This window comes from Serratia sp. CY32780 (genome assembly GCF_052169135.1).
Classification (GTDB): Bacteria; Pseudomonadota; Gammaproteobacteria; order Enterobacterales; family Enterobacteriaceae; genus Serratia; species Serratia sarumanii.
In genome coordinates, this window is the sequence record NZ_JBJNLI010000001.1 from 1,520,801 (window position 1) to 1,544,755 (window position 23,955).

Annotated in this window: 25 protein-coding genes; 13 read left to right on the forward strand and 12 right to left on the reverse strand. The window is 60.3% G+C overall.

Annotated features, from left to right (window positions below):
• Window positions 1–79: 79 nt before the first annotated feature.
• A complete protein-coding gene (locus ACJ8HH_RS07455) occupies window positions 80–1,798 on the forward strand; it encodes a penicillin-binding transpeptidase domain-containing protein (protein ID WP_033634500.1) in 1,719 nt (572 codons plus the stop codon).
• 6 nt (window positions 1,799–1,804) lie between these two features.
• Here the strand turns inward: ACJ8HH_RS07455 and ACJ8HH_RS07460 are convergent, their stop codons facing one another.
• Window positions 1,805–1,972 carry a hypothetical protein gene (locus tag ACJ8HH_RS07460; RefSeq protein ID WP_226873083.1) on the reverse strand — a complete coding sequence of 56 codons (168 nt, stop codon included), beginning with the start codon at window positions 1,970–1,972 and terminating at the stop codon, window positions 1,805–1,807.
• Entirely contained in the window at window positions 1,930–3,168 is a 1,239-nt protein-coding gene (locus ACJ8HH_RS07465) for a hypothetical protein (protein ID WP_053063695.1), read from the reverse strand. Before ACJ8HH_RS07465 ends, ACJ8HH_RS07460 begins: the two co-directional genes overlap by 43 nt.
• A 404-nt stretch (window positions 3,169–3,572) precedes the next feature.
• On the opposite strand from ACJ8HH_RS07465, the gene ACJ8HH_RS07470 reads away from it, so the two are divergent.
• On the forward strand, window positions 3,573–5,117 hold the full coding sequence (locus ACJ8HH_RS07470; protein WP_170310553.1) for a methyl-accepting chemotaxis protein: 1,545 nt from the start codon (window positions 3,573–3,575) through the stop codon (window positions 5,115–5,117).
• Window positions 5,118–5,269: 152 nt separating this feature from the next.
• Here the strand turns inward: ACJ8HH_RS07470 and osmB are convergent, their stop codons facing one another.
• A complete protein-coding gene (gene osmB / locus ACJ8HH_RS07475; RefSeq protein WP_033648276.1) occupies window positions 5,270–5,482 on the reverse strand; it encodes an osmotically-inducible lipoprotein OsmB in 213 nt (70 codons plus the stop codon).
• 227 nt (window positions 5,483–5,709) lie between these two features.
• Here osmB and ACJ8HH_RS07480 point away from each other — a divergent pair, with 227 nt between their 5' ends.
• From ACJ8HH_RS07480 to ACJ8HH_RS07490, 3 genes are all read left to right on the forward strand, one after another.
• Window positions 5,710–6,105, forward strand: coding sequence for a DUF427 domain-containing protein (locus tag ACJ8HH_RS07480; RefSeq protein ID WP_033648277.1), 396 nt, complete (start codon window positions 5,710–5,712; stop codon window positions 6,103–6,105).
• Window positions 6,106–6,235: 130 nt separating this feature from the next.
• Window positions 6,236–6,706, forward strand: a complete 471-nt coding sequence (locus ACJ8HH_RS07485) for an Rrf2 family transcriptional regulator (RefSeq protein ID WP_033648278.1) — start codon at window positions 6,236–6,238, stop codon at window positions 6,704–6,706.
• Between the two features lie 193 nt (window positions 6,707–6,899).
• Window positions 6,900–7,034 (forward strand): AcrZ family multidrug efflux pump-associated protein, encoded by a 135-nt coding sequence (locus tag ACJ8HH_RS07490; protein WP_033643027.1) that lies wholly within the window; start codon window positions 6,900–6,902, stop codon window positions 7,032–7,034.
• Window positions 7,035–7,084: 50 nt separating this feature from the next.
• Here ACJ8HH_RS07490 and ACJ8HH_RS07495 read toward each other — a convergent pair whose 3' ends face one another.
• Window positions 7,085–7,963 (reverse strand): alpha/beta hydrolase, encoded by an 879-nt coding sequence (locus tag ACJ8HH_RS07495; RefSeq protein ID WP_060451560.1) that lies wholly within the window; start codon window positions 7,961–7,963, stop codon window positions 7,085–7,087.
• 148 nt (window positions 7,964–8,111) lie between these two features.
• Here ACJ8HH_RS07495 and ACJ8HH_RS07500 point away from each other — a divergent pair, with 148 nt between their 5' ends.
• From ACJ8HH_RS07500 to ACJ8HH_RS07510, 3 genes are all read left to right on the forward strand, one after another.
• Window positions 8,112–8,861, forward strand: coding sequence for a DeoR/GlpR family DNA-binding transcription regulator (locus tag ACJ8HH_RS07500; RefSeq protein WP_039566192.1), 750 nt, complete (start codon window positions 8,112–8,114; stop codon window positions 8,859–8,861).
• 12 nt (window positions 8,862–8,873) lie between these two features.
• Window positions 8,874–9,941 (forward strand): oxidoreductase, encoded by a 1,068-nt coding sequence (locus ACJ8HH_RS07505; RefSeq protein ID WP_049212345.1) that lies wholly within the window; start codon window positions 8,874–8,876, stop codon window positions 9,939–9,941.
• Window positions 9,942–10,054: 113 nt separating this feature from the next.
• Window positions 10,055–11,437 carry an MFS transporter gene (locus tag ACJ8HH_RS07510; protein ID WP_060426163.1) on the forward strand — a complete coding sequence of 461 codons (1,383 nt, stop codon included), beginning with the start codon at window positions 10,055–10,057 and terminating at the stop codon, window positions 11,435–11,437.
• Between the two features lie 39 nt (window positions 11,438–11,476).
• On the opposite strand, the gene ACJ8HH_RS07515 is transcribed toward ACJ8HH_RS07510, so the two are convergent.
• The 5 genes from ACJ8HH_RS07515 to ACJ8HH_RS07535 all read right to left on the reverse strand — a co-directional run bounded on the left by ACJ8HH_RS07515 (window position 11,477) and on the right by ACJ8HH_RS07535 (window position 14,255).
• A complete protein-coding gene (locus ACJ8HH_RS07515) occupies window positions 11,477–11,878 on the reverse strand; it encodes a VOC family protein (protein WP_033634513.1) in 402 nt (133 codons plus the stop codon).
• Between the two features lie 144 nt (window positions 11,879–12,022).
• The gene (locus ACJ8HH_RS07520) at window positions 12,023–12,217 is read right to left on the reverse strand and encodes a ribbon-helix-helix protein, CopG family (protein ID WP_004928567.1); all 195 of its coding nucleotides are present in this window, start codon (window positions 12,215–12,217) and stop codon (window positions 12,023–12,025) included.
• 80 nt (window positions 12,218–12,297) lie between these two features.
• Window positions 12,298–13,086 carry a spermidine synthase gene (locus tag ACJ8HH_RS07525; RefSeq protein WP_060418602.1) on the reverse strand — a complete coding sequence of 263 codons (789 nt, stop codon included), beginning with the start codon at window positions 13,084–13,086 and terminating at the stop codon, window positions 12,298–12,300.
• Window positions 13,087–13,116: 30 nt separating this feature from the next.
• Window positions 13,117–13,572, reverse strand: coding sequence for a 3-hydroxyacyl-ACP dehydratase FabZ (fabZ, locus tag ACJ8HH_RS07530; protein ID WP_033648284.1), 456 nt, complete (start codon window positions 13,570–13,572; stop codon window positions 13,117–13,119).
• Between the two features lie 188 nt (window positions 13,573–13,760).
• Window positions 13,761–14,255, reverse strand: coding sequence for a TIGR00645 family protein (locus tag ACJ8HH_RS07535; RefSeq protein WP_033648490.1), 495 nt, complete (start codon window positions 14,253–14,255; stop codon window positions 13,761–13,763).
• A gap of 215 nt (window positions 14,256–14,470) precedes the next feature.
• On the opposite strand from ACJ8HH_RS07535, the gene ACJ8HH_RS07540 reads away from it, so the two are divergent.
• Window positions 14,471–15,133 carry a CPBP family intramembrane glutamic endopeptidase gene (locus tag ACJ8HH_RS07540; protein ID WP_060451561.1) on the forward strand — a complete coding sequence of 221 codons (663 nt, stop codon included), beginning with the start codon at window positions 14,471–14,473 and terminating at the stop codon, window positions 15,131–15,133.
• Between the two features lie 22 nt (window positions 15,134–15,155).
• Here the strand turns inward: ACJ8HH_RS07540 and ACJ8HH_RS07545 are convergent, their stop codons facing one another.
• Together ACJ8HH_RS07545 and ACJ8HH_RS07550 are read right to left on the reverse strand one after the other, a co-directional pair.
• Complete coding sequence (locus ACJ8HH_RS07545; protein ID WP_004928553.1) at window positions 15,156–15,449, reverse strand: SelT/SelW/SelH family protein; 294 nt, start codon at window positions 15,447–15,449, stop codon at window positions 15,156–15,158.
• Between the two features lie 126 nt (window positions 15,450–15,575).
• Window positions 15,576–16,814, reverse strand: a complete 1,239-nt coding sequence (locus ACJ8HH_RS07550; protein ID WP_060451562.1) for an NAD(P)/FAD-dependent oxidoreductase — start codon at window positions 16,812–16,814, stop codon at window positions 15,576–15,578.
• Window positions 16,815–17,005: 191 nt separating this feature from the next.
• Here ACJ8HH_RS07550 and ACJ8HH_RS07555 point away from each other — a divergent pair, with 191 nt between their 5' ends.
• The 3 genes from ACJ8HH_RS07555 (at window position 17,006) to adhP (ending at window position 20,318) form a co-directional block, all read left to right on the forward strand.
• Entirely contained in the window at window positions 17,006–17,791 is a 786-nt protein-coding gene (locus ACJ8HH_RS07555) for a sulfite exporter TauE/SafE family protein (RefSeq protein WP_080281292.1), read from the forward strand.
• Between the two features lie 17 nt (window positions 17,792–17,808).
• Complete coding sequence (blh, locus tag ACJ8HH_RS07560; RefSeq protein WP_060451563.1) at window positions 17,809–19,098, forward strand: bifunctional sulfur transferase/dioxygenase Blh; 1,290 nt, start codon at window positions 17,809–17,811, stop codon at window positions 19,096–19,098.
• A 203-nt stretch (window positions 19,099–19,301) separates the two neighbouring features.
• A complete protein-coding gene (gene adhP, locus ACJ8HH_RS07565) occupies window positions 19,302–20,318 on the forward strand; it encodes an alcohol dehydrogenase AdhP (protein ID WP_033634519.1) in 1,017 nt (338 codons plus the stop codon).
• A 67-nt stretch (window positions 20,319–20,385) separates the two neighbouring features.
• On the opposite strand, the gene exaC is transcribed toward adhP, so the two are convergent.
• Window positions 20,386–21,906, reverse strand: a complete 1,521-nt coding sequence (gene exaC, locus ACJ8HH_RS07570; RefSeq protein ID WP_033648288.1) for an acetaldehyde dehydrogenase ExaC — start codon at window positions 21,904–21,906, stop codon at window positions 20,386–20,388.
• A gap of 275 nt (window positions 21,907–22,181) precedes the next feature.
• Between exaC and ACJ8HH_RS07575 the strand changes: the two genes are divergently transcribed.
• Window positions 22,182–23,945, forward strand: coding sequence for a sigma-54-dependent Fis family transcriptional regulator (locus tag ACJ8HH_RS07575; protein ID WP_060451564.1), 1,764 nt, complete (start codon window positions 22,182–22,184; stop codon window positions 23,943–23,945).
• Window positions 23,946–23,955 lie beyond the last annotated feature (10 nt).

The window sequence follows — 23,955 nt, forward strand, 5'->3', positions numbered from 1 at the left end:
TGCAATCTCCTGACCATTTCCGGCAAGGTAGACTGAAATAACACCATAAACCGAATAAAAACGCAGGGTTAACACAACAGTGGCGCCATCGACCAAAAAAAGCGGTAAAACCTATTCCACAGTTCGTTTCGGCTGGATTTGCGCCGGTATGCTGGTCTGTTTTTTTCTGTTGGCGTTCAGGGTCGGTTACCTGCAGCTGCTGGAGCACCAGCAGCTGGCGGATCAGGCCGACCAGCGTTCGATCCGCACCCAGGTGGTGCCGACCAACCGCGCCATGATCACCGATCGCAACGATGAGGCGCTGGCGGTCAGCGTGTCGTCCAAAGACATCGTGCTGGATCCGAAGCATATTCTCGATTCCCAGACCGACACCGGCAACGAGCGCTGGCAGAGCATGGCCAACGTGCTGAAGATCCCGCTGGCGGACGTGCAGCATCTGATCCAGAGCAACGCGCACAAGCGTTTCGTCTATCTGGCGCGCAAGGTGGAGGACGACAACGCTGCCTACATCAGCAAACTGCACCTGACCGGCGTCAGCACCGAGCAGGATTTCAGCCGCTTTTATCCGATGGGCCAGGACGCCGCCGGGCTGATCGGCATCGTCGGCCAGGACAACCAGGGGCTGGAGGGCATCGAGCTGGGCTTCAACCCGCTGTTGCAGGGCAAAAACGGCCTGCGGGTCTATCAGAAGGACGGCAGCGGCGCGGTGATCGGCGTGCTTAAAAGCGTGGATCCGGTGCCGCCGCCGAACGTGACGCTCAGCATCGACAAATTTATCCAGTACGTGCTCTATGCGCAGATCCGCGACGGCGTGGTGGCCAACCAGGCCGACTCCGGCTGTGCGGTGCTGGTCAAGATCGACACCGGCGAGATCCTCGGCATGGCCAGCTACCCGTCGTTCAACCCCAACAACTATGCCGGCACCCCGGCGAAAGACATTCGCAACGTGTGCAGCAGCGACAGCTTCGAGCCGGGCTCGACGGTGAAACCGGTGGTGGTGATGGTGGGGCTGGAGCATAAGCTGATCCGGCCGGATACGGTGCTGGACACCACGCCGTATCGGGTGAACGGTCACCTGATCAAAGACGTCGGCCACTGGTCGAAGCTGACCATCACCGGCGTGCTGCAAAAATCGAGCGACATCGCGGTATCGCACATTGCGCTGGCGCTGCCGGCCACGGTGCTGCCGGCGGTCTACCGCAGCTTTGGCCTGGGGCGGCCGACCGAGCTCGGCATCGGCAACGAGAGCAGTGGTTATCTGCCGCAGCATCGTGAACGCTGGGCCGATATCGAACGCGCTACCTTCTCCTTCGGCTATGGGCTGCGCGTGACGCCGCTGCAGATGGCGCGCGAGTACGCTGCGATCGGTTCCTTCGGCATTTATCGGCCGCTGTCGATCACCAAGGTGACGCCGCCGGTGATGGGGCAACGCATTTTGCCGGCGGATACGGTACGCTCCGTGGTGCATATGATGGAGAGCGACGCCTTGCCGGGCGGCAGCGGGGTGAGCGCCGCGGTGCCGGGCTACCGGCTGGCGATCAAAACCGGTACCGCCGAGAAAATGGGCCCGAGCGGCAAATACGACGGCGGCTACATCAACTACACCGCCGGCGTGGCGCCGGCCAGCGATCCGCAGGTGGCGCTGGTGGTGATGGTCAACAACCCGAAAGCCGGCAAGCACTTCGGCGGTTCGGTGGCCGGGCCGGTGTTCGGCAAGATCATGGCCCAGGTGCTGGAGCACATGAATATTCTGCCGGACGCCCAGCCGCTTAACGTAGTGTCGTCGGTCAAGGGGTGATGGGAATTAGCGCGATTCCAGCAGGCGCTTCAGCGCCTGCTGATCGGCGTTCACCAGCCCGGCGTCGCGGGCGAACAGCGCGTCGACCATGCTCGGCTGGCGGCGCTGTTTCAGTGTAGATCCCGCCGCGCTCAGAAGTAGTAACCGATGTTCACGTTGGTGCGAAAATACCATTTATTGCTGCCGGAGGACTGGGTGCCGGTCCAGCCGGTGGCGTTTTCCACGCCGCCCCACGGGTTGGCGTTCTGCGCCCAGGTCAGATCCACCCACAGCATCACCGGCATGGCGAACACCTGCACCCCCAGCGTGTTCATTTTAGAGTCGGATCCGCCGTGCCGGTCCTTCCAAAGCACGCTGTAGTCGTTGTAGAACCGCAGCTTTTTCACCGGTCCCCAGGGCACGTCGACGTCACGCGCCAGGTTGATGGCGGCGGTGGTGGCCTGCGACGGGATCAGATAGGCCGGCGTCAGGCCGTTGCCCCCCATCAGGATCACCGAATTGTTGGCCCCAGCCGGGCCTTTGGCATCGTAACCGTAGCGGATCACCTGGCCGGACAGATGCCAGGGATCGTAATTCACCAGCGTATGTAAACCCGCCGCCCAGAAGCTGCCGTTATCGCCGGTCGCCTGGTTATAGAGCCGCGAGGCCGCCAGCGAACCGCCGAGCTCATTGTCCCAGCCGCCCAGATGGAAAGCGCGCGTCAGCCGCAGGTTTACCTGATCGCGTTTTTCGTTGCGCTGCAGGTGCTGCGACGCAAAGTTGGTGTTTTTCAGGTCGTCGTAGCTGGCGACGTCGGGGGCATAACGCACGCCGGTCGGCATCATGCGCGGGTAGTAGGCGGCGTCGAAGGCCCAATCGTCATGCTGATATTGGTATTTGGCGCCCAGCCCGGTGTTGACGCCAAAGCCGAGGTAAAACGGAATGCCGTACGACCAGCCGAACTGCGGGTAGGGCATCAGGCCGAACGGTTTGAACGGCGCGCCAAGCTGCACGGCGGAACGTTCAGACAGGTGGTAACCGACATAGGCGCGGTCGATGGCGTATTTGCGCCGATCCTGAAACCATAATCCGCTATCGAAAAACGCGTCGTTTATCTGGCCGGCGGCATCGATGCGAAAGGCGTCAAAGCGTAAATGCGGCGGATTCCGATAATTGCTGCTGTGCCAGTCTTCATAGCGATAATTGGCACGCAGCGCGCCGCCGATATCAATATTCTTTTTATTATCCTCGCTTTGCCAATGAATATGCGGCAATGCCGGACGGCTTTTTTTTACCGGTGCCGCGGTGGCGGCAGCGTCGTTGGGCAATGCGGCGGTGGCCGCATAACTCACTGGTGAAACAAGAAAAAAACAAAGCGTGATCGTGCGCATGCCTGGCCCCTGATGAAAGTAGACTGTTTATTAAGACGAGCGAGTTTCACCTGTGAACAGGGCATTTACGCTCATTGGTTTTATATTTGAGACGATTTTATTGTGCGTTTCATATATTAAATTCAGCGTCGGTTAATATATGAAACTTTGTTTCTTGTTTAATGGAAAAACTATAAATCCGGTATTAAACAAGTCAAGAAATAAAAATGAGAGTTGACGGGCAATACCGATTATTGGTCTGCGGGGGCGACGCAAAGCAGGCTGAAATATTAGTGTCATCAATGCCCGTTAGACTCGCGGCATCCTGGTATTACTGACTAAAAATCATGAACATAAAACTGACACTGGGCCGCAGGGTAAAATCTGCGGCAGCGCTGCCGCGCGCGTTTGGCTTCGGCAAGAGCATGGGCTTATTAAGCGGCGTAATTTGCGTTATCGCGCTATTTTCTCTGCTGCAATTGTTTTCCACCGTATTTATTTCCAATATTCTGCGCGACGCCAAGGTTAACCTGGTGACGGGCGACGCCTTGCATCGCCAGCAGGCGACGATGGATCGCGCCAGGCTGTCGCTGCTGACGGCCAGCGACACCCTGAACCGTGCGGGCATCTATTATCTGCAGGACAAAGCCACCGGCTCCGACGGCAGCTGGCACAGCCTGCTGGATGAGTCGTTGGCGGCGCTGCAGGCTTCAGAGCAGGCCTTTGCCCGGTTCGAGCGCTTGAGCGCGGATGCGCCGGAAGCTCCGGGCGCCCTGCAAGACAGCTATCGCCTGTTCTATGACGGCCTGAAAGAGCAGGCGCAAGGATTGCAGGGCAACAGCATCGATGCGTTTTTCGCCGTGCCGATCCAGGCGTTTCAGGCGGATTTCAACGAGAAGTATCTCGCTTACCAGGCGCTGAATGAACGGCGTGGCGATGACGTCAACGTGCGGCAGTTGGCGGCGCTGGAGCAGGCCAGAACCTTTGCGCTCGGCGCGTTGGCCGCGCTGGCGCTGATCGCCGTGGGCGTTTGGTTCGGCGTCTCTCGCTGGGTGATCGCACCGCTGCGGCAGGCGATCGCGCACCTCAACGTACTGGCCGCCGGCGATCTTTCGCGGCCGCTGCCGCCTGGGCGCGCGTTCAACCGTGAGATGCGTCAGCTGCAGACCAGCATTGGCCATATGCAGGGCGGCCTGCAGCGCCTGGTGAGCGAGGTGCGCGATGCGGCGGGCGGGATCCTGAACGGCGTCGGGCGGCTGGCGGACGGCAATCGACAGTTGACGGCGCAGTCGGCGAAGCAGGACGGCGAATTGCAGTTGGCGACCGAGCACGTGCGGCAACTGGCGGCGCGGGTGGAAGAAAACGGCCAATATGCGCAGCAGGCCAGCCAACGAACCGAACAGGCCCGGCAGTGCGCGGGCGCCGGTGAGCGGATGATGCAAACCGTCAATGTTTCGATGCAAGGGATCGTCAACCAATCGGCCGAGATGCGCGGCATCGTCGCGCTGATCGACAGCGTGGCGTTCCAGACCAATATTCTGGCGCTGAATGCGGCGATCGAGGCCGCGCACGCCGGGGGGCACGGCCGCGGCTTTGCCATCGTGGCCAAAGAGGTGGGCCTGTTGGCGCAAAAGAGCAGCCATTCGACGCGCGATATTCAGCAGTTGATCAACCGTTCGCTGCAGCAAATCGATCAAGGCTCGCAGGCGGTGGATCTACTGACGGGCAACCTGCGCCAAATTATCGATCTGGTGAACAAATGCAGTGCGCTGATGGGGGACATTTCCCTGGCGTCGCTCAATCAGGGGGAGAGCATTCAGGACGTGACGGCGCGCATCGCGGCGCTGAATCAGGTAGCGCGGCAAACCGGCACGGTGGTGAACGCGGTGACCGAGGCTTCGCAGCGGTTACAGGGCGAGTCGGAACGGTTAGAAAAAGCGATGGCGCGCTTCAGGCTGCCGGCGCAATAAATAACCACGCCGCAGATTAATGAATAATAAAGCTGCGTTTAACGTTATTTATTATTTTCCCTCACTGAGGGAATTTATCTCGATAAAAAAAACAGGCCGGCGCTTATGGGTTAAAAAAGCGCCGGCCTGCAGAGATTATTTTAACCGGATGATTAACGGCCGGTCTGGTGGCCGATAATGCCGCCCAGCGCTGCGCCGCCCAGGGTGCCCAGCGTACTGCCGTCGGTCAGCACAGCGCCGCCGACGGCGCCCACGCCCGCGCCGATCGCCGTGTTGCGATCGCGCTTGGACATATGCCCGCATGCGGTAACGGAAAGCGTTGCCATGACCACCACCAACACACCTGCGGCACGTTTAATATTCATAATGAGTTCCTGGTAAATTGGCTGATTAATGGATTAAAAATAATCCGATTAACCTGCCGGTAGAAGTTGAGATGAATGTATTCCTCCGTAAGAAAATCGAACAGGTAAAAATTCTTAATTTTGCGGCGCTGAAAAGTAATTGCTCGCCGAATGCGCGGCCGCCGGCAAAACTGCTGGTCTATACTGGGAAGACGCCTCGCGGCGGGGCGCACACTCTGGAGGCCGCCATGTCCGATCTCGTTTCCGCATCCGGCAAACCGGTGAAAATCCCCGGCCCTGATCACCCGATCACCTTGACCCGCCATCCGACGCGGGTCGTGGTGCGTGCCGGCGGTCAGACCCTGGCCGACAGCCGCCATGCGCTCATTCTGCAGGAAGCCAGCTATCCGCCGGTGTTTTACTTTCCGCGTGAGGACGTGAATATGGCGCTGTTGCAGAAAAACGAGCACGTCAGCTACTGCCCTTATAAGGGCGACTGCAGTTATTTCTCCCTGGCGCTTAACGGCGAGCAGGAGGCCAATGTGGCCTGGAGCTATGAAATGCCCTACAACGCCGTGGTGGCGATCAAGGATCATCTGGCATTTTATTCCGACAAAGTGGCGGAAATCCGTGCCGAAGCCTGAGCCCCGCCGCATCCGGGCGTGGGCAGGTTGACATTCTTCTTATCCCTACTCATTATGTGTATTATCGGAAATTGATACGTTTTCCTTATGTTTTAATCCGACATAAACGAAACTCTGAGCAGGTGCCAAGGTGTCTACCTCTACGCGATTTGCCGTTGCCATCCATATTCTGACCAATATCACGCTGTGCCGTGGCCAGACGGTGCGTTCCGAAGATATCGCGCGCAGCGTCAACACCAACCCGACGGTGGTGCGGCGCATCCTCGGCGCGCTGGCGGAGGCCGGGCTGACCTATTCACAGATGGGGCAAGGCGGCGGGGCGCTGCTGGCGCGGCCGGCGGAAGCGATCTCGTTGCTGGATGTGTATCGCGCGGTGGAAGATCAACCGTATTTCATGCTGCACCGTACCCGGCCTAACGATGCGTGCTATATCGGCCACGCCATTACCCCGGTGCTGGAGCAAGAGTTTGCTCGCGTCGGTCTCGCGCTGGAAGCCAGCCTGGCGCAAACCAGCATCGCCGAAATGGCCGGGCAGGTCGAGCGGCGCGCAGGCTATCCTTTTGTCCCTTGTTCGCCGCAATATCAAGCGGATACGCAATAAAAACCCGCGCCAATTCCTTCTTCGCGCAGAGCATTTTTTGCATTGCGTTAATGTAATTGTGTAAGTTACATTAGCTCGCATCAAGTGTGATGTAGCTCACGTTTTAGACTGCCTCCCCACGATACTCAACCGATTGGCCGGAAACCTTTTCTTCCGGCACAGATTCGCTGTGCTTATAAACCAGGAGAGAACGATGTTAGAAATGATTGAAAGCTTGGCCACCGTGGTGGTCCTGGTGCCGGTAATGGTAGCCGTCTTGCTCGGCGCGATTTACGGCCTGGGTGAAGTGTTCAACGTCTTTTCCGCTATTGGCCGCAAAAACGGCTGATGGCACGCCAGGGGGCGCTCAGCCCCCGGCTCTTTTATCTCCTTTCCTCTCTAAGATTGCGCTGTGGCGTCAATCATCGCTATCACCTGCCGAAACATCGCGCTTTCCGCATCGGCCAGTTCGTTGACCAGCGTAAAGTGATTGCAGTGGCGATCGGCCAGCAGCTGGACGTCGAGGCCGCGCGCCAGGCAGGCGTCATAATAGGCCTGCGTCTGGTTTTTGAAGCCTTGGGTTTCCCGCTGGCCGACGTCGAGCAGGATCTGCGGCGCATGCGATTTCGCCGGCAGTAAAAACAGCGGGCTGAGGGCTTGCGCCTGTTCGGGCGTCAGGTGCAGCCAGTCGTTGATATAGATATCGCACAGCGGCCGCAGATCGTAGAGGCCGCTCAGCGCCAGCGCGCCTTTGATCGCGTCGGGCGGCAGGCGATAGCGTTGCTGCCAGCCGTCGGCGATCAGCATGCCGCACAGGTGGCCGCCGGCTGAACTGCCGCTGACGAAAATGCGCGCCGGATCGATGCCGAAGGGCGCCCCGTGATGATAGAGCCAGGCGACGGCGCTGCGCACCTCGTGCACGATCTCCGCCAGCGTCGCTTCCGGCGCCAGCGTATATTCCAGCGTGGCGACCGCCACGCCGCGGCGGGCAAACGCGGCGGCCATCGAGCAAGCTTCCTCTTTGCGCTGTGAATGCCAGTAGCCGCCATGAATAAAGATCAGCAGCGGGGCGGGCTGTGCGCTGGCCGGGAACAGATCGAGGCGCTCGGCGCCGCTCATGCCGTAGCGCAGATCGTAAATGCCCGGCGTCTGCGCCCTGGCACGCTGGGCCAGCGCGGCGTATTCCGCCATGCAGGCGTCAAAATCTTCCACCGAAGCGCGGGCGTTGTATTGCACGGCGCGCGCGCTCAGGTCTGTAAACGTCAGATCGATGCTCATCACCTCTCCTGATTGTTATGCGTTATGCCCTCATCGTCGTCCCGCAGGCGAAAAGATGTTTGATCTTCGGTGCGCATCATTGCGGCTTCTCTGATGCTGTTTTCTGCTGTATATTGCTGTTTTATGCTTTTTACTGCGGAATAAACCCATGCACAAAGCGGCACGACAGCGCCATTTACTGGATTTGCTCAGCGAACGCGGGCAGGCGGCGGTGGCGGAATTGGCTGGCGCCATCGGCGTTTCGGTCGATACCGTGCGCCGCGATCTGGCCGATCTCGAGCGGCAAGGGTTGGCGCAGAAACATCACGGCGGGGCGATCGCGCTCGAACCGTCCGGCATGCCGCGCCAGGCGCGCGCGGCGCTGTTGCCGCAGGTCAAGCAGCGGCTCGGCCGCGCGGTGGCCGCGCAGATCCCGCCCGGCAGCACCCTGATGTTGGATGCGGGCAGCACGCTGCTGGCGGTGGCACAGGCGCTGCGCGGGCCGGCTACGGTGATCACCGCTTCGCTGGATATCGCGCAGTGCCTGAGCGACAGGCCGGAGATCAACCTGATTCTGCTCGGCGGCCAGTGGGATGCGCGCCAGCGGCTGTTCGCCGGCAGCGCCACCCTGGCGTTGCTGGAACGCTACCGCGCGGATATCGCCTTGCTGGGCGCCTGCGCGGTGCATGCGCAGCTGGGGCTGAGCGCCGGCGAGGAGGCCGATGCAGAGGTCAAACGCGCCATGCTGGCCAACAGCGGCGAGCGCTGGCTGGTGGCCGACCATATGAAGCTGGATCGCTGCGAACCGCATCACGTTGCGGATCTGGCGCAGATCCAACGGCTGTTTACCGATCGCCCGTGGGACAAACTGGACGAACAGTCACTGATTGAACTTTGTGTCGTCGCCGACGACCGCTAGAGGAGAACACTGATGAACGATACCGCTCGACCGTTGCAGGTGGCGCTGATTGGCTACGGCTTTGTCGGCAAGGCGTTTCACGCGCCGCTGATTAACGCGGTGCCGGGGTTGGAACTGAGCGTGGTGGCTTCGCGCGATGCCGCCAAGGTGCATGCCGATCTGCCGCACGCGCAGGTGATAGCCGATCCGCTGGAGGCCATCCGGCGGCCGGAGGTGGATTTGGTGGTGATCGCGTCGCCGAATGACACCCATGCGCCGCTGGCGCTGGCCGCGCTGGAGGCGGGCAAGCACGTGGTGGTGGATAAGCCGTTTACGCTGGACTTGGCGCAGGCGCGCACGCTGATTGCGGCGGCGGAAAAACACGATCGCCTGCTGTCGGTGTTCCAGAACCGCCGCTGGGACAGCGACTACCTGGGGGTGAAGCAGGTGATCGAACAGGGGCTGATCGGCAAGGTGACGCACTTTGAGTCGCACATCGATCGTTACCGCCCCGAAGTGCGGGTGCGCTGGCGCGAGCAGAACCTGCCGGGCAGCGGGCTGTGGTTCGATCTGGGGCCGCACATGGTCGATCAGGCGCTGCAGCTGTTCGGTTTGCCGCACAGCGTGCAGGCCAACATCGCCACGCTGCGCCCCAACGCGCAGGTTAACGACTGGGCCCACGTGGTGCTCAACTACCCGACGCACCGCGTGATCCTGCATGGCAGCATGCTGGTGGCGGGCGGCGTGTCGCGCTTTACCGTGCACGGCGAGAAAGGCAGCGTGGTCAAAACGCGCGCCGACGGGCAGGAGAGCCAACTGCTGGCCGGCGTGACGCCGGGCTCGGCGGAGTGGGGCAAAGACGACGACGCGATGAGCCTGTTTATTGGCACGGAGCCGGTGCGCACGCTGCCGACGCCGGATGGCGATCAGCGCCAGTATTACTTCCAGGTACGCGACGCCCTGCGCGGCGCCGGCAGCAATCCGGTTACCGCTGCGCAGGCGCTGGCGGTGATGGCGGTGCTGGAGGCGGCCACCCTGGCGGCGGAAACCGGAGTGACTCAGCCGTTGCCGCTCACCGAGGCGGAAATCGCCGCCTGGTAACGGCTCGCGTCAGATAAGGCGTCAGACGCATGGATACAGTGCATGTCGTGCGTCTTCCGCCATTCCAACCCCTGACATAGGCTAATCCTCAGTCTATGTCAGGAGTGTTTACCATGTTATCCCATCCTTCGCCGCAGGGCGTCCGCGGCATACTGGCCGCACTGTCTCTGAGCATGCTGCTGTCATCGCTCGGCATCAGCATCGCCAACGTCGGGCTACCGGCGCTCGCCACAGCGTTCCATGCTTCGTTCCAGGCGGTGCAGTGGGTGCTGCTCTGTTATTTACTGGCCGTCACCACCTGCATCATCGGCATCGGCCGCTTGGGCGACAGCCTTAATCGCCGCCGCCTGCTGCTGGCGGGCATCGCGCTGTTTACCGCCGCTTCGCTCGCTTGTGCGCTGGCCCCGCAGCTTTGGCTGCTGCTGGCGGCGCGTCTGGCGCAGGGGCTGGGGGGCGCGGTTATGATGTCGATCGCCATGGCGCTGGCGGGCGAGGCGCTGGGCACGGAAAAAATCGGCCGCGCGATGGGGCTGCTCGGCGCGATGTCGGCGGTGGGTACCGCGCTGGGGCCGTCGTTGGGCGGCGCGCTGATCGCCGGTTTCGGCTGGCGGGCGATGTTTCTTATCAATCTGCCGCTGGGGCTGCTGGCGCTGTGGCTCGCCTGGCGATACTTGCCGGATGGGGCACGCCCGGCAGCGCGCCAGGAACCGTTCGATCGCGCCGGTACGCTGCTGCTGGGCGGCGCTTTGCTCTGCTATTCGCTGGCGATGACCCTTGGACGCGGCAACTTCGGTGTGCTCAACCTGGCGTTGATGCTGGGGGCGCTGTTGGCGGGGGCGCTGTTTATCGGCGTGGAACGCCGCGCCGCATCGCCGCTGTTGGCGCCGGCGATGTTTCGCCATCCGGCCCTGACGGCGGGGCTGGCGGCCAGCGCGCTGGTGATGACGGTCATGACCGCCACGCTGGTGGTCGGGCCGTTCTACCTGTCGCGCGCGCTGGGGTTAAGCGCCGCGCAGGTCGGGCTGGTGATGTCGGCGGGGCCGGCGGTGGCGATCCTGACCGGCATTCCGGCCGGTTATCTGGTGGATCGTTTTGGATCGCAGCGCATTGGCCAGTTTGGGCTGGCGGCAGTGGCCGCCGGGGCGGCGTTGCTGTCGTTGCTTAACCGCTGGGGCGTGCTCGGCTATGTTGGCCCCATCGCGCTGCTGACCGCCGGCTATGCGCTGTTTCAGGTGGCCAACAACACCATGCTGATGAAGGATCTGTTTCCCGAACGGCGCGGGCTGGTCGCCGGCATGGTGAACCTGGCGCGCAATCTTGGGGCGATTACTGGCGCTTCGGCGCTGGGGGCGCTGTTTTATCTGGCTTCGCAGCGGGTGGCGGGCGCCGCCGCCGCCGCGGCTTACGGCATGCAGGTGACCTACGGCGTGGCGGCGCTGTTGGCGTTAGCGGCGCTGCTCATCGCCTTCGGCGGCCGCCGCCCGCGTCGGCGATGAATCCGTCTACGCCGGTGGCGATATGAACCGAACATTTCATCAGGCGAGATCGCCCCGGTACACCACATGGACCTTGTTGCCGTCGGGGTCGCGCAGGTAAGCGCCGAAATAGCCCTTGCCGTAATGCGCGCGTTCGCCGGGCTCGCCTTCACCGCTGCCGCCCGCCAGCAGGCCGGCGGCGTAAGCGCGTTTGACCTCCAGCTCATCGGCGGCGAGAAACGCCAGCATGCTGCCGTTGCCGGCGCTGGCGGGTTGCCCGTCGAAGGGTTGGTAAGCATAGAAACGCGGCAGCGTTTGGCCCGGCATCACCCAGCAGCGGGCAGCGGGGCCGCCGTCCGGCGTCACTTCCCGCCGCTGTAATCCCAGCGGCAACAGGATGGCGTCGTAGAAGGCGGCGGCGGCGTCCAGATCGCTGACGCCGACGGTAATATGGCTGAACATGGCGCTTCCTTTCCGAAGAGAGAGTATGAACGCATAAAACAGTAGCAGCGATATTGCCGAATGGACAGACCGCAACGGAGGATTCGGATTAGAGACGCGCGCAGGGGCAAAGCGCTCTTCACGGTGTGCGGGGCAGGCCGCCGCTCAATTGCTTTCGACGCGAGGATTGGCGTGAGTCGGTTGGCTGGGATAGTCCACCTGATGCTTGTGCAGATAATCGCGGATCAGCTGGCGCACCACCTGGGAAGGGGTGACGTCCTGTTGCAGGCACAGTTCCTCCAGGGCTTTCTTCTTGTCCGGGTCAATCAGCACCGTTAGCCGCGCCGTTTTCTTTTCCATCAGGATCCTCCAGAGAATGATAACTGAATGATAATACCATGTGGGTGAAGCGGCCAGCCAGACCGCGTCGCCGCCCGTCTTTAGCGGAAATGCAACCGCTCTATTTTGCGTGACAGGTAGCCGAGTTCGCAGTTGAACAGCTCGCCGCTGCTGGCGGCCAGGCTGCGCAGCGCGCTCAGCGGCAGCGTCACCTGGGCCGGCGTGGCGTAAATGATCACGTTGCCGCTGGGGGCGACGCAAAACAGTACGGTGCCGAATATTCGCTGCAGGCTGTGGTACAGCAGGCTGTTTTCGTCAGGCAGATCGTGGTAATTGAGCACCAGCCAGCCCCCGTCGTTCAGCCGCGCGGCGCAGTTTTCCAGGAAGGTCTGGGTGCCTTGCTGCGGATCCATGGCGAACGCCGAATAGAGATCGGAGAAGATCAGATCGTAGCGCGTCTCGACGGGCGGGCGCACGAAGTCCATGGCGTCGGCGGTGCGCAGGCTGATGGTGTCGGTGGCCGGCAGCGTAAAATAGCGGCGCGCGACGGCGATCACCGCAGCGCGCAGCTCGACGACGTCGAGGCGCATGGCCGGATCGAGCGCGTGCAGCGCGCGCAGCAGACTGCCGCCGCCCAACCCCAAAATCAACGCCGAGCTCGGCGGTTGCCAGGCTACCGCCATCAGCATCGCTTTGATGTAGTTGTGGATCGGCTGCGCGGGGTTGCTTAGGCTCATCTTGCTCTGTTCGCAGATGCCGTCAAACCGCAGCGTGCGGTAGTCCTTGTGATCGGAAACGATGATTTCGCCCCAGGCGTCGGCTTCGCGAGCGATCACCTGGCCGCGCGGAGAGAAATCGAGGGTTCTGAGTAAGCTGTCAACCAGAGACATGGTATTCGCAGGGCTCCTTTGGCAAGCGGCCTATTTACGGGCGCACATGAAATCGGCGGTGCAAATGCGCCGGCCATCGATGCTGGCGCGGCCGGTAAAGCGGGCGATCGCCCCGCGCCGACGAACAAAAGCGACCTCCATCAGCACCTGGTCGCCGGGGCGGGCAGCGCGATAAAACCGCGCGCGCTGAATGGCGGCGAAATAGTAATGCTCCCCCTCATTCAGCGCCCCGAGATAGTAGTGGGCCAGCAGACCGGTGCTTTGCGCCAGCGCTTCCACCAACAGCACGCCGGGAAATCCGGCGAAGTGCGCGTGGCCGTTCCAGAACGTCGGCTCATTGGCGGTGATGTTCTTGATGGCGCTCAGCCGCCCTTCGGCAATGCAGGTGCCGGCGGGCAGTACGCGATCGACCAGCAGGCAGGGATAACGATGAGGCAAAATCGCCTGAATATCGTTGAATTGCAGGGGGTGACCAGTCAATGGCATGAGAGAGCGTGATCCTGTCTGCGGCGAAACCGGTGCGAGGGCCGGCGTTCAGTCCATGATGAGTGTAATAACATTATAATAAAATTATCATCATATGTGCCAGATGAAAAAAACGACGGCGCAGAAACAGGCGAAGAGAGGAGCGAGAGGGAGGCACCCGATCCTGGCGATCGGGTGTGGCAGCGCGTTTAGTGCTTGGAGCGGGTCACTTTATCCAGGTAGCCCATCACGAAGGCGGACAGCACAAAGGTAAGGTGGATGATCACATACCACATCAGCTTGTTGTCCGGCACGTTCTTGGCGTCCATAAACACCCGCAGCAGGTGAATGGAGGAGATGGCGACGATAGACGCAGCAACTTTGTTTTTCAGCGAGGTGGCATCCATTTTGCCCAGCCAGCTCAGCTTTTCTTTCCCTTCGGTGATATCCAACTGCGAGACGAAGTTTTCATAACCGGAGAACATCACCATCACCAACAGCCCGCCCACCAGCGCCATGTCGACCAGCGACAGCAGGGTCAGGATCAGATCGGCTTCGGCGATAGAAAAAATGTTGGGCAGGACGTGCAGGATCTCCTGAAAAAATTTGATCGACAGGGCGACCAGAGCCAGTGAAAGGCCGACATAAACCGGTGCGAGCAGCCAACGGGAGGCGTACATCGTGTTTTCGAGCAAGCGTTCAATCATAAAAATTTATTAATTACGTGGCTAAAAGAGCGCTCAGTATAACTCAGGAGACCCGGGCGAAATCAACCGCGTGCCAATGGCTTGGAGAAATTTGCGAATGGACGTTCGCTTCGAACGGGTTCATGACAATGATATCGCATGGGGATAAACTGCCGCGATATCTTGCCTTGCTACTGTTCCGTCAATCGCTGCTCAAAACTAAGGATGGTTATATGGTCGACAATGCGTTTATCGCAAGAACGCGAGCCGTCAACGGCTGCTTTTCCATGTTTTTGCTGATGTTCCTGATTACGTTTATTCCGCTGTTCCTTGAGAACAGAGCCGCCTTGATGCGACAAGGGCTATTGCTGCCGCTGCTGTATGGAATGGAATTCGTCGCTATCTTTTCGTTATACCTGCTCTTTTTCCGCCGCAGAGAAGGATTGGGCAAAGGCGAGGTTAAACGCAGCGATTTTGCACTGCTGCTGTTCGCGCTGTTGGTGATTCAGTTTATTTTCCCGCGTTTGATGGGCGTGGAGAAAACGGAAACCTGGGTGACGGAGCAGGTGGCATTGCCCGGCGAGATTTTGGCGCTCAATGTCGCTTTGTTGGTTTTCGTCGTCCCCGTCTATGAAGAGATCGTATTTCGCGGCTGTCTGTTTAACGCGCTGATGTATTGGTTTAACGACAAGGTGCTTTGGGCCGCGTTAACGGTGTCTGTCATCTTTGCCGTTTTGCATACCCAGTACACCGATTGGCGCACATTAGCAGCTCTGGTGCTCATCTCGCTGGTGTTGACGGCCGCACGAGTCAAATCCAAAGGGCTCTATTTGCCCATCGGGCTGCATATGACCATGAACGGCGTCGTGATGGCGGCCAGCTATGCGTTAAGCTGAAGCCGTGCTTACCGCCCGATTTTCAGTGCCGGGCTTTTTTACCGTCGCTGTGGCCGAGAGAGCGATCGGGGAAGCTGTGATCGCGCAGCCGTTGCTTTAACTGCGCCGCATCGGGGAAACCGCCGTCAATCTTGCGATCCCAAATCATTACGCCATCGACGCTGATTTGATAGACCCCGCCGGTGCCCGGCATCAGGGTGACGGAGGCGAGATCGTCGCCGAAGGTGTTCAGCAGCTCTTGCGCCATCCAGCCGGCGCGCAGCAGCCAGTTGCATTGTGAACAGTAGTGGATCGTAACGGCGGGGGCATTTTTCATCGATGATCGACCGGTAGTGGTAACGGCTTGCAATCAGCCTGAGGAACCTGCAAACGATGGTGGCCTCGTCTCGCCAAATAGTCAAGCGTCTGCAGCGGCAGGAACGAGAGGGGGGTCGAGCGCGCGTCACGGCCGCTTGCTGCCGGCAAACCATTCAACCCCACGCAGCATGCCCGCCCAATAAAACCGGGGTAAAAACCAGGCTTTCAGCCACCAGGCCAGACGGCTGGGCTGGGTGGCGTCGAGCAGCGGAAACGTGGGCAGCAATTTACCGTCATAGCCAAACTCCGCCAGCACAACTTTGCCTTTCTCAACCGTCAATGGACAGGAACCATAACCATCATAATGGGCAGTGAGAGGCGCGCCTTGAATCAGCGCCGCGACGTTTTCCGCCGCCACTACCACCTGCTTGCGGGCTGCCGCCAGGGTTTTGGCATTTGGCGTCGAGCAACAGTCGCCTACCGCAAAAATATCCGGCCAATGCTTATGCTGCAGCGTCGATTTATCCACATCGCACCAGCCGGCACCATCAGCGAGGCCGCTTTGCGAAATAAACGCCGGGGCCGATTGAGGCGGCACCACGTGGAGCATATCGAAGGGCAGGGTTAACTCGCGTTTTCCCTCTTCATTTGTCTCTACGGCAAATGTTGCTTGCCGATTCGGGCCATCAACACGAATTAAATGATGATTGAAATTGACCTTTGCACGGTATTTTTGTAAATACTCGCTCAGCGGGGGGACAAATTGCGGAATGCCGAAAATCGCCGTGCCCGCAAGGCAGAAATTGACGTTAATATTATTCAGGATGCCTTGGCGGCGCCAGTGGTCGCATGAAAGATACAGGGCTTTTTGCGGTGCGCCGGCGCATTTTATGGGTAGTGCCGGTTGAGAAAATATCGCCTGGCCGCCTTTCATTTCCTGAACCAGTTGCCAGGTGTATTCGGCAAGATCAAATCGATAATTAGAGGTGACGCCGTTTAATCCCAGGGTGTCTTCAAGGCCCTCTATTTTATCCCAGCGTAAAACGAGGCCGCACGCAACAATAAGAAAGTCATAGTTTATTTTCTGCCCCTGGCGGGTCTCGATGTATTTTTGGCTGGGCTCAACCCTGACCACGCTATCCTGTATCCATGCGGTGCCTGAGGGCAGAACGGCATGCATGGAGCGCCGTGTTTTCGTGATATCAAAGAGCCCGCCGCCCACCAGAGTCCATGCCGGTTGATAATAATGACAATCGTTAGGCTCCACTATCGTTATATCGATGTCTTTAACTCGCTTCCTTATGCTTGCCGCGATACCTATTCCGGATGATCCGCCGCCAATAATAACGACGCTTTTCTGGGGGGTTATTTTTTCTGGTTTCATGCAGGCCTCCTTTCATAAGAAAGTAGGGGGTTGTCGCCCAGATTAAAAGCGAATTCATAGAACTTGTGGTTATATAAAAAATCACATATTCCATTTTGCTATATGTAATAACAAATCGAAATAAGTTATTTGACATTGCCGGTGAACTGATCGTTAATAAATGGCATGAGCATCATTAAGGGATTAACGCAGTGGATTTTTTCCATTTCAGTTTTTATATCGTGATGCTGTTAGTGGTCACCGGGGGAATTGTGGGATTTCTCCTGGCCCTGACCGGCGGCGGCGGCTCAATCGTCTGCGTGCCATTATTGCTGTATATGGTGAAAGTGCCGGATACGCATTTGATTATAGGGACCAGCGCCATGTCTGTGGCCGTTAACGCGCTGATCAACCTGGCCGCGCACGCCTCCAAAGGCAACGTCAGGTGGCAGACCGGGCTTGTCGTTTCGCTGCTTGCCGTCATGGGGGCTCTGGCCGGCTCTCAGATGGGAAAAATCACGGACGGACACTACATAACCCTGCCTTTCTCCCTGTTGATGCTGGTGGTCGCCGGATTGACGCTGAAAAGAAATCCCCTTGCCGGCAACCCCTTGCCGTCCTCCCATTCTGCCGTTCATCCCGCCATCGTATGGCCCAGCGTTCTCGCGCTGGGTGGGCTGGCGGGCTTTCTGGGCATTGGCGGCGGATTTTTGGTTGTGCCGGCGCTGGTCTGGTTTTTTCGCTTCTCGATGGTTGAGGCGGTGGCAACCTCACTGGTGGTCGTGGCGGCCATGGGGCTGTCGACCAGCGCCAGCTACGCCATGTCCGGAAAGGTGTCGCTCGCCATTACGTGCTGGCTCATCGTCGGCGGCGTTCTGGGGGGCGTGGTGGGGGTGGCGCTCGCCGAGCGCCTGAAAAAACGCGAGGGCATTATCAACGTGCTCTATGCCCTCATGCTCCTGGCGCTGGCCCTGTATATGTTATTTAAAAGCCTATGAAACGGAAGGAAACAAACATGCGCATCCGCACTTACCACCCTCAACTCTCCTTTTCGGGCGCGCCCGAAGCGAGTGATTTCAAGGCGCTGTCTCAACAGGGCTACTGCCTTATCGTCAACAATCGGCCGGACGAGGAGCCGGGGGAGTATCTTGACCATCAGCAAGAGAAAGCGTTGGCTGAACAAGGGGGAATGCGCTACGTCTATCTCCCTTATACGTTCGATACGCTGACCTGGGAGACCGTTTACACCTTCCAGTTTCTGTTGCGGCAAGGCAAGAAAACCCTGGCGCACTGCAGAAGCGGGGCTCGCTCTGCCTGCCTTTCCCTGCTGTATGCGCTGCGCGAAGGTCAGATAAATGAAGCGCAATTTCGCCGCCAATGCGACGAATACGGCGCGGACGCCGATAAGGCGCTCAGCTGGTACGGCAAGCATCGGTCCGTGCGGGCCACGGCAGAAGTTCACGCGTTTTATGAACCGGAAAGCGGCAGCCTGCAGTATGTGGTTGCCGATCCCGAGGCGCGCCGCTGTGCGATTATCGACCCGGTGCTGGATTTTGACCGCCGATCGGGCACGGTCTCGCATCAACAGGCCAATGATATCCTGAATTTTATCCATCAACGGGGGTGGGGAGTGGCCTGGGTGCTGGATACGCACCCGCACGCCGATCATTTTTCGGCCGCCACCTGGCTGGCGCAGAAAACCGGCGCCTTCACCGGCATCGGTGAAAAAATTACCGCCGTTCAGGGGCTGTGGGAAGAGATCTATAATTTAAAAGACCTGCCTGCGGCCAATACCGTCTGGGATGCGCTGTTCGCGGACGGCGACGTCTTTTTTATCGGCAACCTGCGCGCTGAAGTCCTGCTGTCTCCCGGGCACACGCTGGCGTCCGTCACTTATTACATTGCGGATGCGGCGTTTATCCACGATACGTTCTTCATGCCGGACAGCGGTACCGCAAGGGCCGATTTTCCTGGCGGCAATGCGGAAGCCTTGTGGGAGTCATTGCAGCGGATCTTGAGCCTGCCGGCGGATACCCGCCTGTTTACCGGCCATGATTACCGCCCGGCGGGGCGTGAGGCCCGCTGGGAAAGCACCGTGAGAGAGCAGCGCGAGAACAATCCCTGGGTGGTCAACATGGATAAATCCCGCTTTATTGCGCAAAGAAAGCAGCGGGACGCCACGCTGCCGCACCCGGAACTCATGCTGATGGCGCTGCAGGTCAATATTCGCGGCGGCGTGTTGCCTGACTGCGAAGACGATGGGCAACGCTACCTGAAAATTCCCGTGAATCGATTTAAGCGCTGAATCAAGCCAGAGGTGCGCGATCGTTCGCCGCCGCTGCGGTCAATGCGAATGAGATCGCGCCGTCTGTTAATTGTTTTTTATGAAATAATCATGCTGGTTCATATTTAATTATTTGTTTTTACACAAAACATGCGGCGCTTGCCCTCACCGAATACAGTCACTACATTAACAACTGTACTTCCCACTCTGCTAAGGAAAACACCATGAAAGCTGCCGTAGTGACGAAAAACCATACCGTAGACATTCAGGATAAAGTGCTGCGCCCGCTGAAGCACGGCGAAGCGGCGTTGAAAATGGAGTGTTGCGGGGTGTGCCACACCGATTTGCACGTGAAAAACGGCGATTTCGGCGAGGTGCCGGGCATTACGTTGGGGCATGAGGGCATCGGCGTGGTCTCCGCCGTCGGTGAGGGCGTCACCTCGCTAAAAGTGGGTGACCGCGCCAGCGTCGCCTGGTTTTACCAGGGTTGCGGCCATTGCGAATACTGCGTCAGCGGCAACGAAACCCTGTGCCGTTCGGTGAAAAACGCCGGCTACAGCGTTGACGGCGGCATGGCGGAAGAGTGCATCGTGGTGGCGGACTACGCGGTGAAAGTGCCGGACGGGCTCGATTCTTTCGCCGCCAGCAGCATCACCTGCGCCGGCGTCACCACCTACAAGGCGGTGAAAATTTCCGATATCAAGCCGGGGCAGTGGATCGCCATCTATGGCCTGGGCGGGCTGGGCAACCTGGCGCTGCAGTACGCCAAGAACGTGTTTAACGCCAAAGTGATCGCCATCGACGTCAACGATGGCCAGCTGGAGTTCGCCAAACAGATCGGCGCCGATCTGGCCATCAATTCCAAAACGCAAAACGCCGAGGAGATCATTCAACAGCAAACCGGCGGCGCTCACGCGGCGGTGGTGACGGCGGTGGCGAAAGCGGCCTTCAACTCGGCGGTCAATGCGGTGCGCGCCGGCGGTAAAGTGGTGGCGGTGGGGCTGCCGCCGGAGAGCATGGATCTGAGCATTCCGCGCCTGGTGCTGGACGGCATTCAGGTGGTGGGTTCGCTGGTGGGCACGCGCGAAGATCTGAAAGAGGCGTTCCAGTTCGCCGCCGAAGGCAAAGTGACGCCGAAAGTGACCAAACGGCCATTGGGCGACATCAACGCCATCTTCGACGAGATGAAGGCGGGCACCATTCGCGGTCGCATGGTGATCGATCTCGGCATGGCGAAATAAATCACGCCACCAACCATGCCAAATAAGAAGGCCACCTGCGGGTGGCCTTCTGGTTGTTACGTCCGGCTCAGAACAGGCCCAGCGGTTTAGCGTCGTAGCTGACCAGCAGGTTTTTCACCTGTTGATAGTGCGACAGCGCCGCCTTGTGGGTCTCGCGCCCGATGCCGGAGTTCTTGTAGCCGCCGAACGCGGCGTGCGCCGGATACAGGTGGTAACAGTTGGTCCACACGCGCCCGGCCTTGATCGCGCGGCCCATGCGATAGGCGCGGTTGATGTCACGGGTCCACAACCCGGCGCCCAGCCCGAACTCGGTGTCGTTGGCCAGCGCCAGCGCTTCGGCTTCATCTTTAAAGGTGGTGACGCCGATCACCGGCCCGAAGATCTCCTCGCGGAAGAAGCGCATGCTGTTGTTGCCGGTAATCAACGTCGGCTGCAGGTAGAAACCGTTTTGCAATTCATCCCCATGCTGCGTGCGTTTGCCGCCGGCGAGGATGTTGCCGCCCTCATTCTTGGCGATGTCGATGTAGGACAGGATCTTATCGTACTGTTCTTGCGACGCCTGCGCGCCGAGCATGGTGTCGGTGTCGAAGGGATCGCCCTGGCGGATGGTGGCGATGCGCGCCAGCACTTTCTCCATAAACTGCGGATAGATAGATTCTTCAATCAGCGCGCGTGAAGGGCAGGTGCAGACCTCCCCCTGGTTGAAGAAACCGAGCACCAGCCCCTCAACCGCCTTGTCTATGAACTCCGGCTCCGCCTGCATGATGTCGGCGAAATAGATGTTGGGCGATTTACCGCCCAGCTCGACGGTGCTGGGGATGATGTTTTCCGCCGCGCAGGCGAGGATGTGGCGGCCGATCGGCGTGGAGCCGGTGAACGCGATCTTCTCGATGCGTTTGCTGCGAGCCAGCGCTTCGCCGGCCTCGGCGCCGAAGCCTTGCACCACGTTGAGCACGCCCGGCGGCAGCAGATCGCCGATCTCTTCCATCAGCACGCTGATGCCGAGCGGGGTCTGTTCCGCCGGTTTCAGCACCACGCAGTTACCGCCCGCCAGCGCCGGCGCCAGTTTCCAGGCGGCCATCAGCAGCGGGAAATTCCACGGGATGATCTGGCCGACCACGCCCAGCGGTTCATAGATATGGTAGGCCACGGTGTTCTGGTCGATCTCCGCCGCGGTGCCTTCCTGCGCGCGCAGGCAGCCGGCGAAGTAACGGAAATGGTCGACCGCCAGCGGCAGATCGGCATTCAGGGTTTCGCGGATCGGTTTGCCGTTGTCCCAGGTTTCGGTCAGCGCCAGCATCTCCAGCCGCGATTCGATGCGATCGGCGATCGCCAACAGCACGTTGGAACGCGCCTGCACGCTGGTTTTGCCCCAGGCGTCCGCCGCCGCGTGCGCCGCGTCGAGCGCCAGCTCGATGTCCTTGGCGTCGGAACGCGGGAATTCGGCGATCGGCTGGCCGGTCACCGGCGAGGTGTTGGTGAAGTAGTTGCCGGATACCGGTTCGACGAATTTGCCGCCAATGTAGTTGCCATAGCGTTTGCGGAACGAAACCAGCGAGCCAGGCAAACCGGGGTGGACATATTTCATGTTAAGCACCTCTCTGCAGATGAAAATCAGCGCTATTGGGCTGCGCCTGTGAATGCGGCATGCCGCCGCAGCACAGAGAAGCACGGCGCGTGCCAGATTAACGAAAGGCGAGAATGCTGATTAAAAGGGCTTATTTATTAGCGTGTTAAAAAATGATGTGGCTTAGCGAATCGGGCGATTCCGCCGCCGTCGGTGTTTTTTTGTGTCCCGTGTCGCAACGCTTGGTACACATCTGTGATACATATTTGCAACACTCGCGAACGGGGGAGAAACGCATGTTGCCTGACGACCGCTTGCCCACCGAGGGCGCCAGTCCGCTGGCGGAATCCTGGCAGCGCAGCCGGGGCTACGGCCTGACGCGCGCCGATCGCCATATCCCGTTTATCAAAGCCGGACTGCTCGAAGAGCTGCGCAGCCGCAACGACTGGGTGCCGCAACGGGTACAGCCGCTGATCGAGCAGCTGGGCGCGCAAATTACGCGCCAGCCCGCCATTGTGGTGATCGCGGACGCCGACGGGCTGGTGCTGGAAACCCGCGGCAATACCGACTTTTTGCACAAGGCGTCGCGCTTTGCGCTGGCGCCGGGCAACCAGTGGGGAGAAGCGGAGCGGGGCACCAACGCCATCGGCACCGCGCTGGCGCTGGGCGCGTTCTGCGAAGTGCGCGGCGACCAGCATTTCCTCAACCAAAACGCCGGGTTGAACTGCACCGCCGCGCCGATCTATCGGCCGGATGGCCGCATTGCCGGCATACTGGATCTCTCCGCCCCCGCGCAGCGGCCGTATCGCGATGCGCAGCGCCTGATCATGCAGGCGGTGCGGCATATTGAACACCGCTGGGTCAGAAGCGCGATCGCCGATCGTCACTGGACGCTGCGCCTGCACGCCGATGCCGGTCGTCTGGGCAGCGCGCAGGAGCTGCTGCTGGTGTTTCACGACGAAGTGCTGGTCGCCACCAATCGGCTGGCGATGATGGAGTTTCAGCTCTCGCCGGCCGCATTCGGCTCCGTCGAGTTCGCCCAGCTGTTCCCCGATCTGTTGCGACAGCCCTCCGGCGCGCCGCGTCAGACGCTGGCCGGCAATCAACGGCACTATTATTCTCTGCTCGAGGCGCCGCAGCGCCGCGTCAGCGCCCTGCGTTCCACGCCGCCGGCGGAACGGCATGACGAGCAGCATCAGAAAGCGCTGCGGATCCTCAACGCCGGCCTTTCGCTGTGCGTGACCGGCGAAACCGGCTGCGGTAAAGAGCACTTCAGCCGACGCCTGTTTCAAGAGAGCCGCTGGCGCAACGGCAACTTCGTGGCGATCAACTGTGCGGCGCTGCCCGAGCCGCTGATCGAATCCGAGCTGTTCGGCTATGCGCCGGGGGCGTTTACCGGCGCCAACCCGAAAGGCTATATCGGCAAGATCCGCGAGGCGGACGGCGGCGTGCTGTTCCTCGATGAAATCGGCGACATGCCGGCGGGCCTGCAAACGCGCCTGCTGCGGGTGTTACAGGAAAAAACGGTCACGCCGCTCGGCAGCCGCAGCGCTTATCCGGTCGATTTCGCGCTGGTCTGCGCCACGCACCACGATCTGCATCGGCAGGTTGAGGCGGGGGCGTTTCGCGAGGATTTGCTGTACCGCATACAGGAATACAGCCTGTGCATTCCGCCGCTCCGAGAGCGGGCGCAGTTGGAGGCCTTTATTATGCAGCTGTGGCGAGAGCTGGGCGGTGAGCGGCGCGACATTCGCCTGCTGCCGGAAGCGCTGGCGATGCTGGCGCGCTACCCGTGGCCCGGCAACGTGCGGCAGCTGTTGAGTACGCTCAAGGTGCTGCTGGCGCTGGCGGACGATCATGCGGTGCTCACTCTGGACGATCTGCCGCAGTCCATCGCGGTGCTGGCGCCGCGCCAGGAGAACGCCGATACCGGCCTGGAGGCGCTGCAGGCGGCGATCGACAGGGCGGGCGGCAACCTCAGCCGGGCGGCCAAGGCGCTCGGCGTTTCGCGCAGCACGCTGTACCGCAATCTGGGAAGGCAGAAAGCGGCGGCGGAATGACACTTCTCGA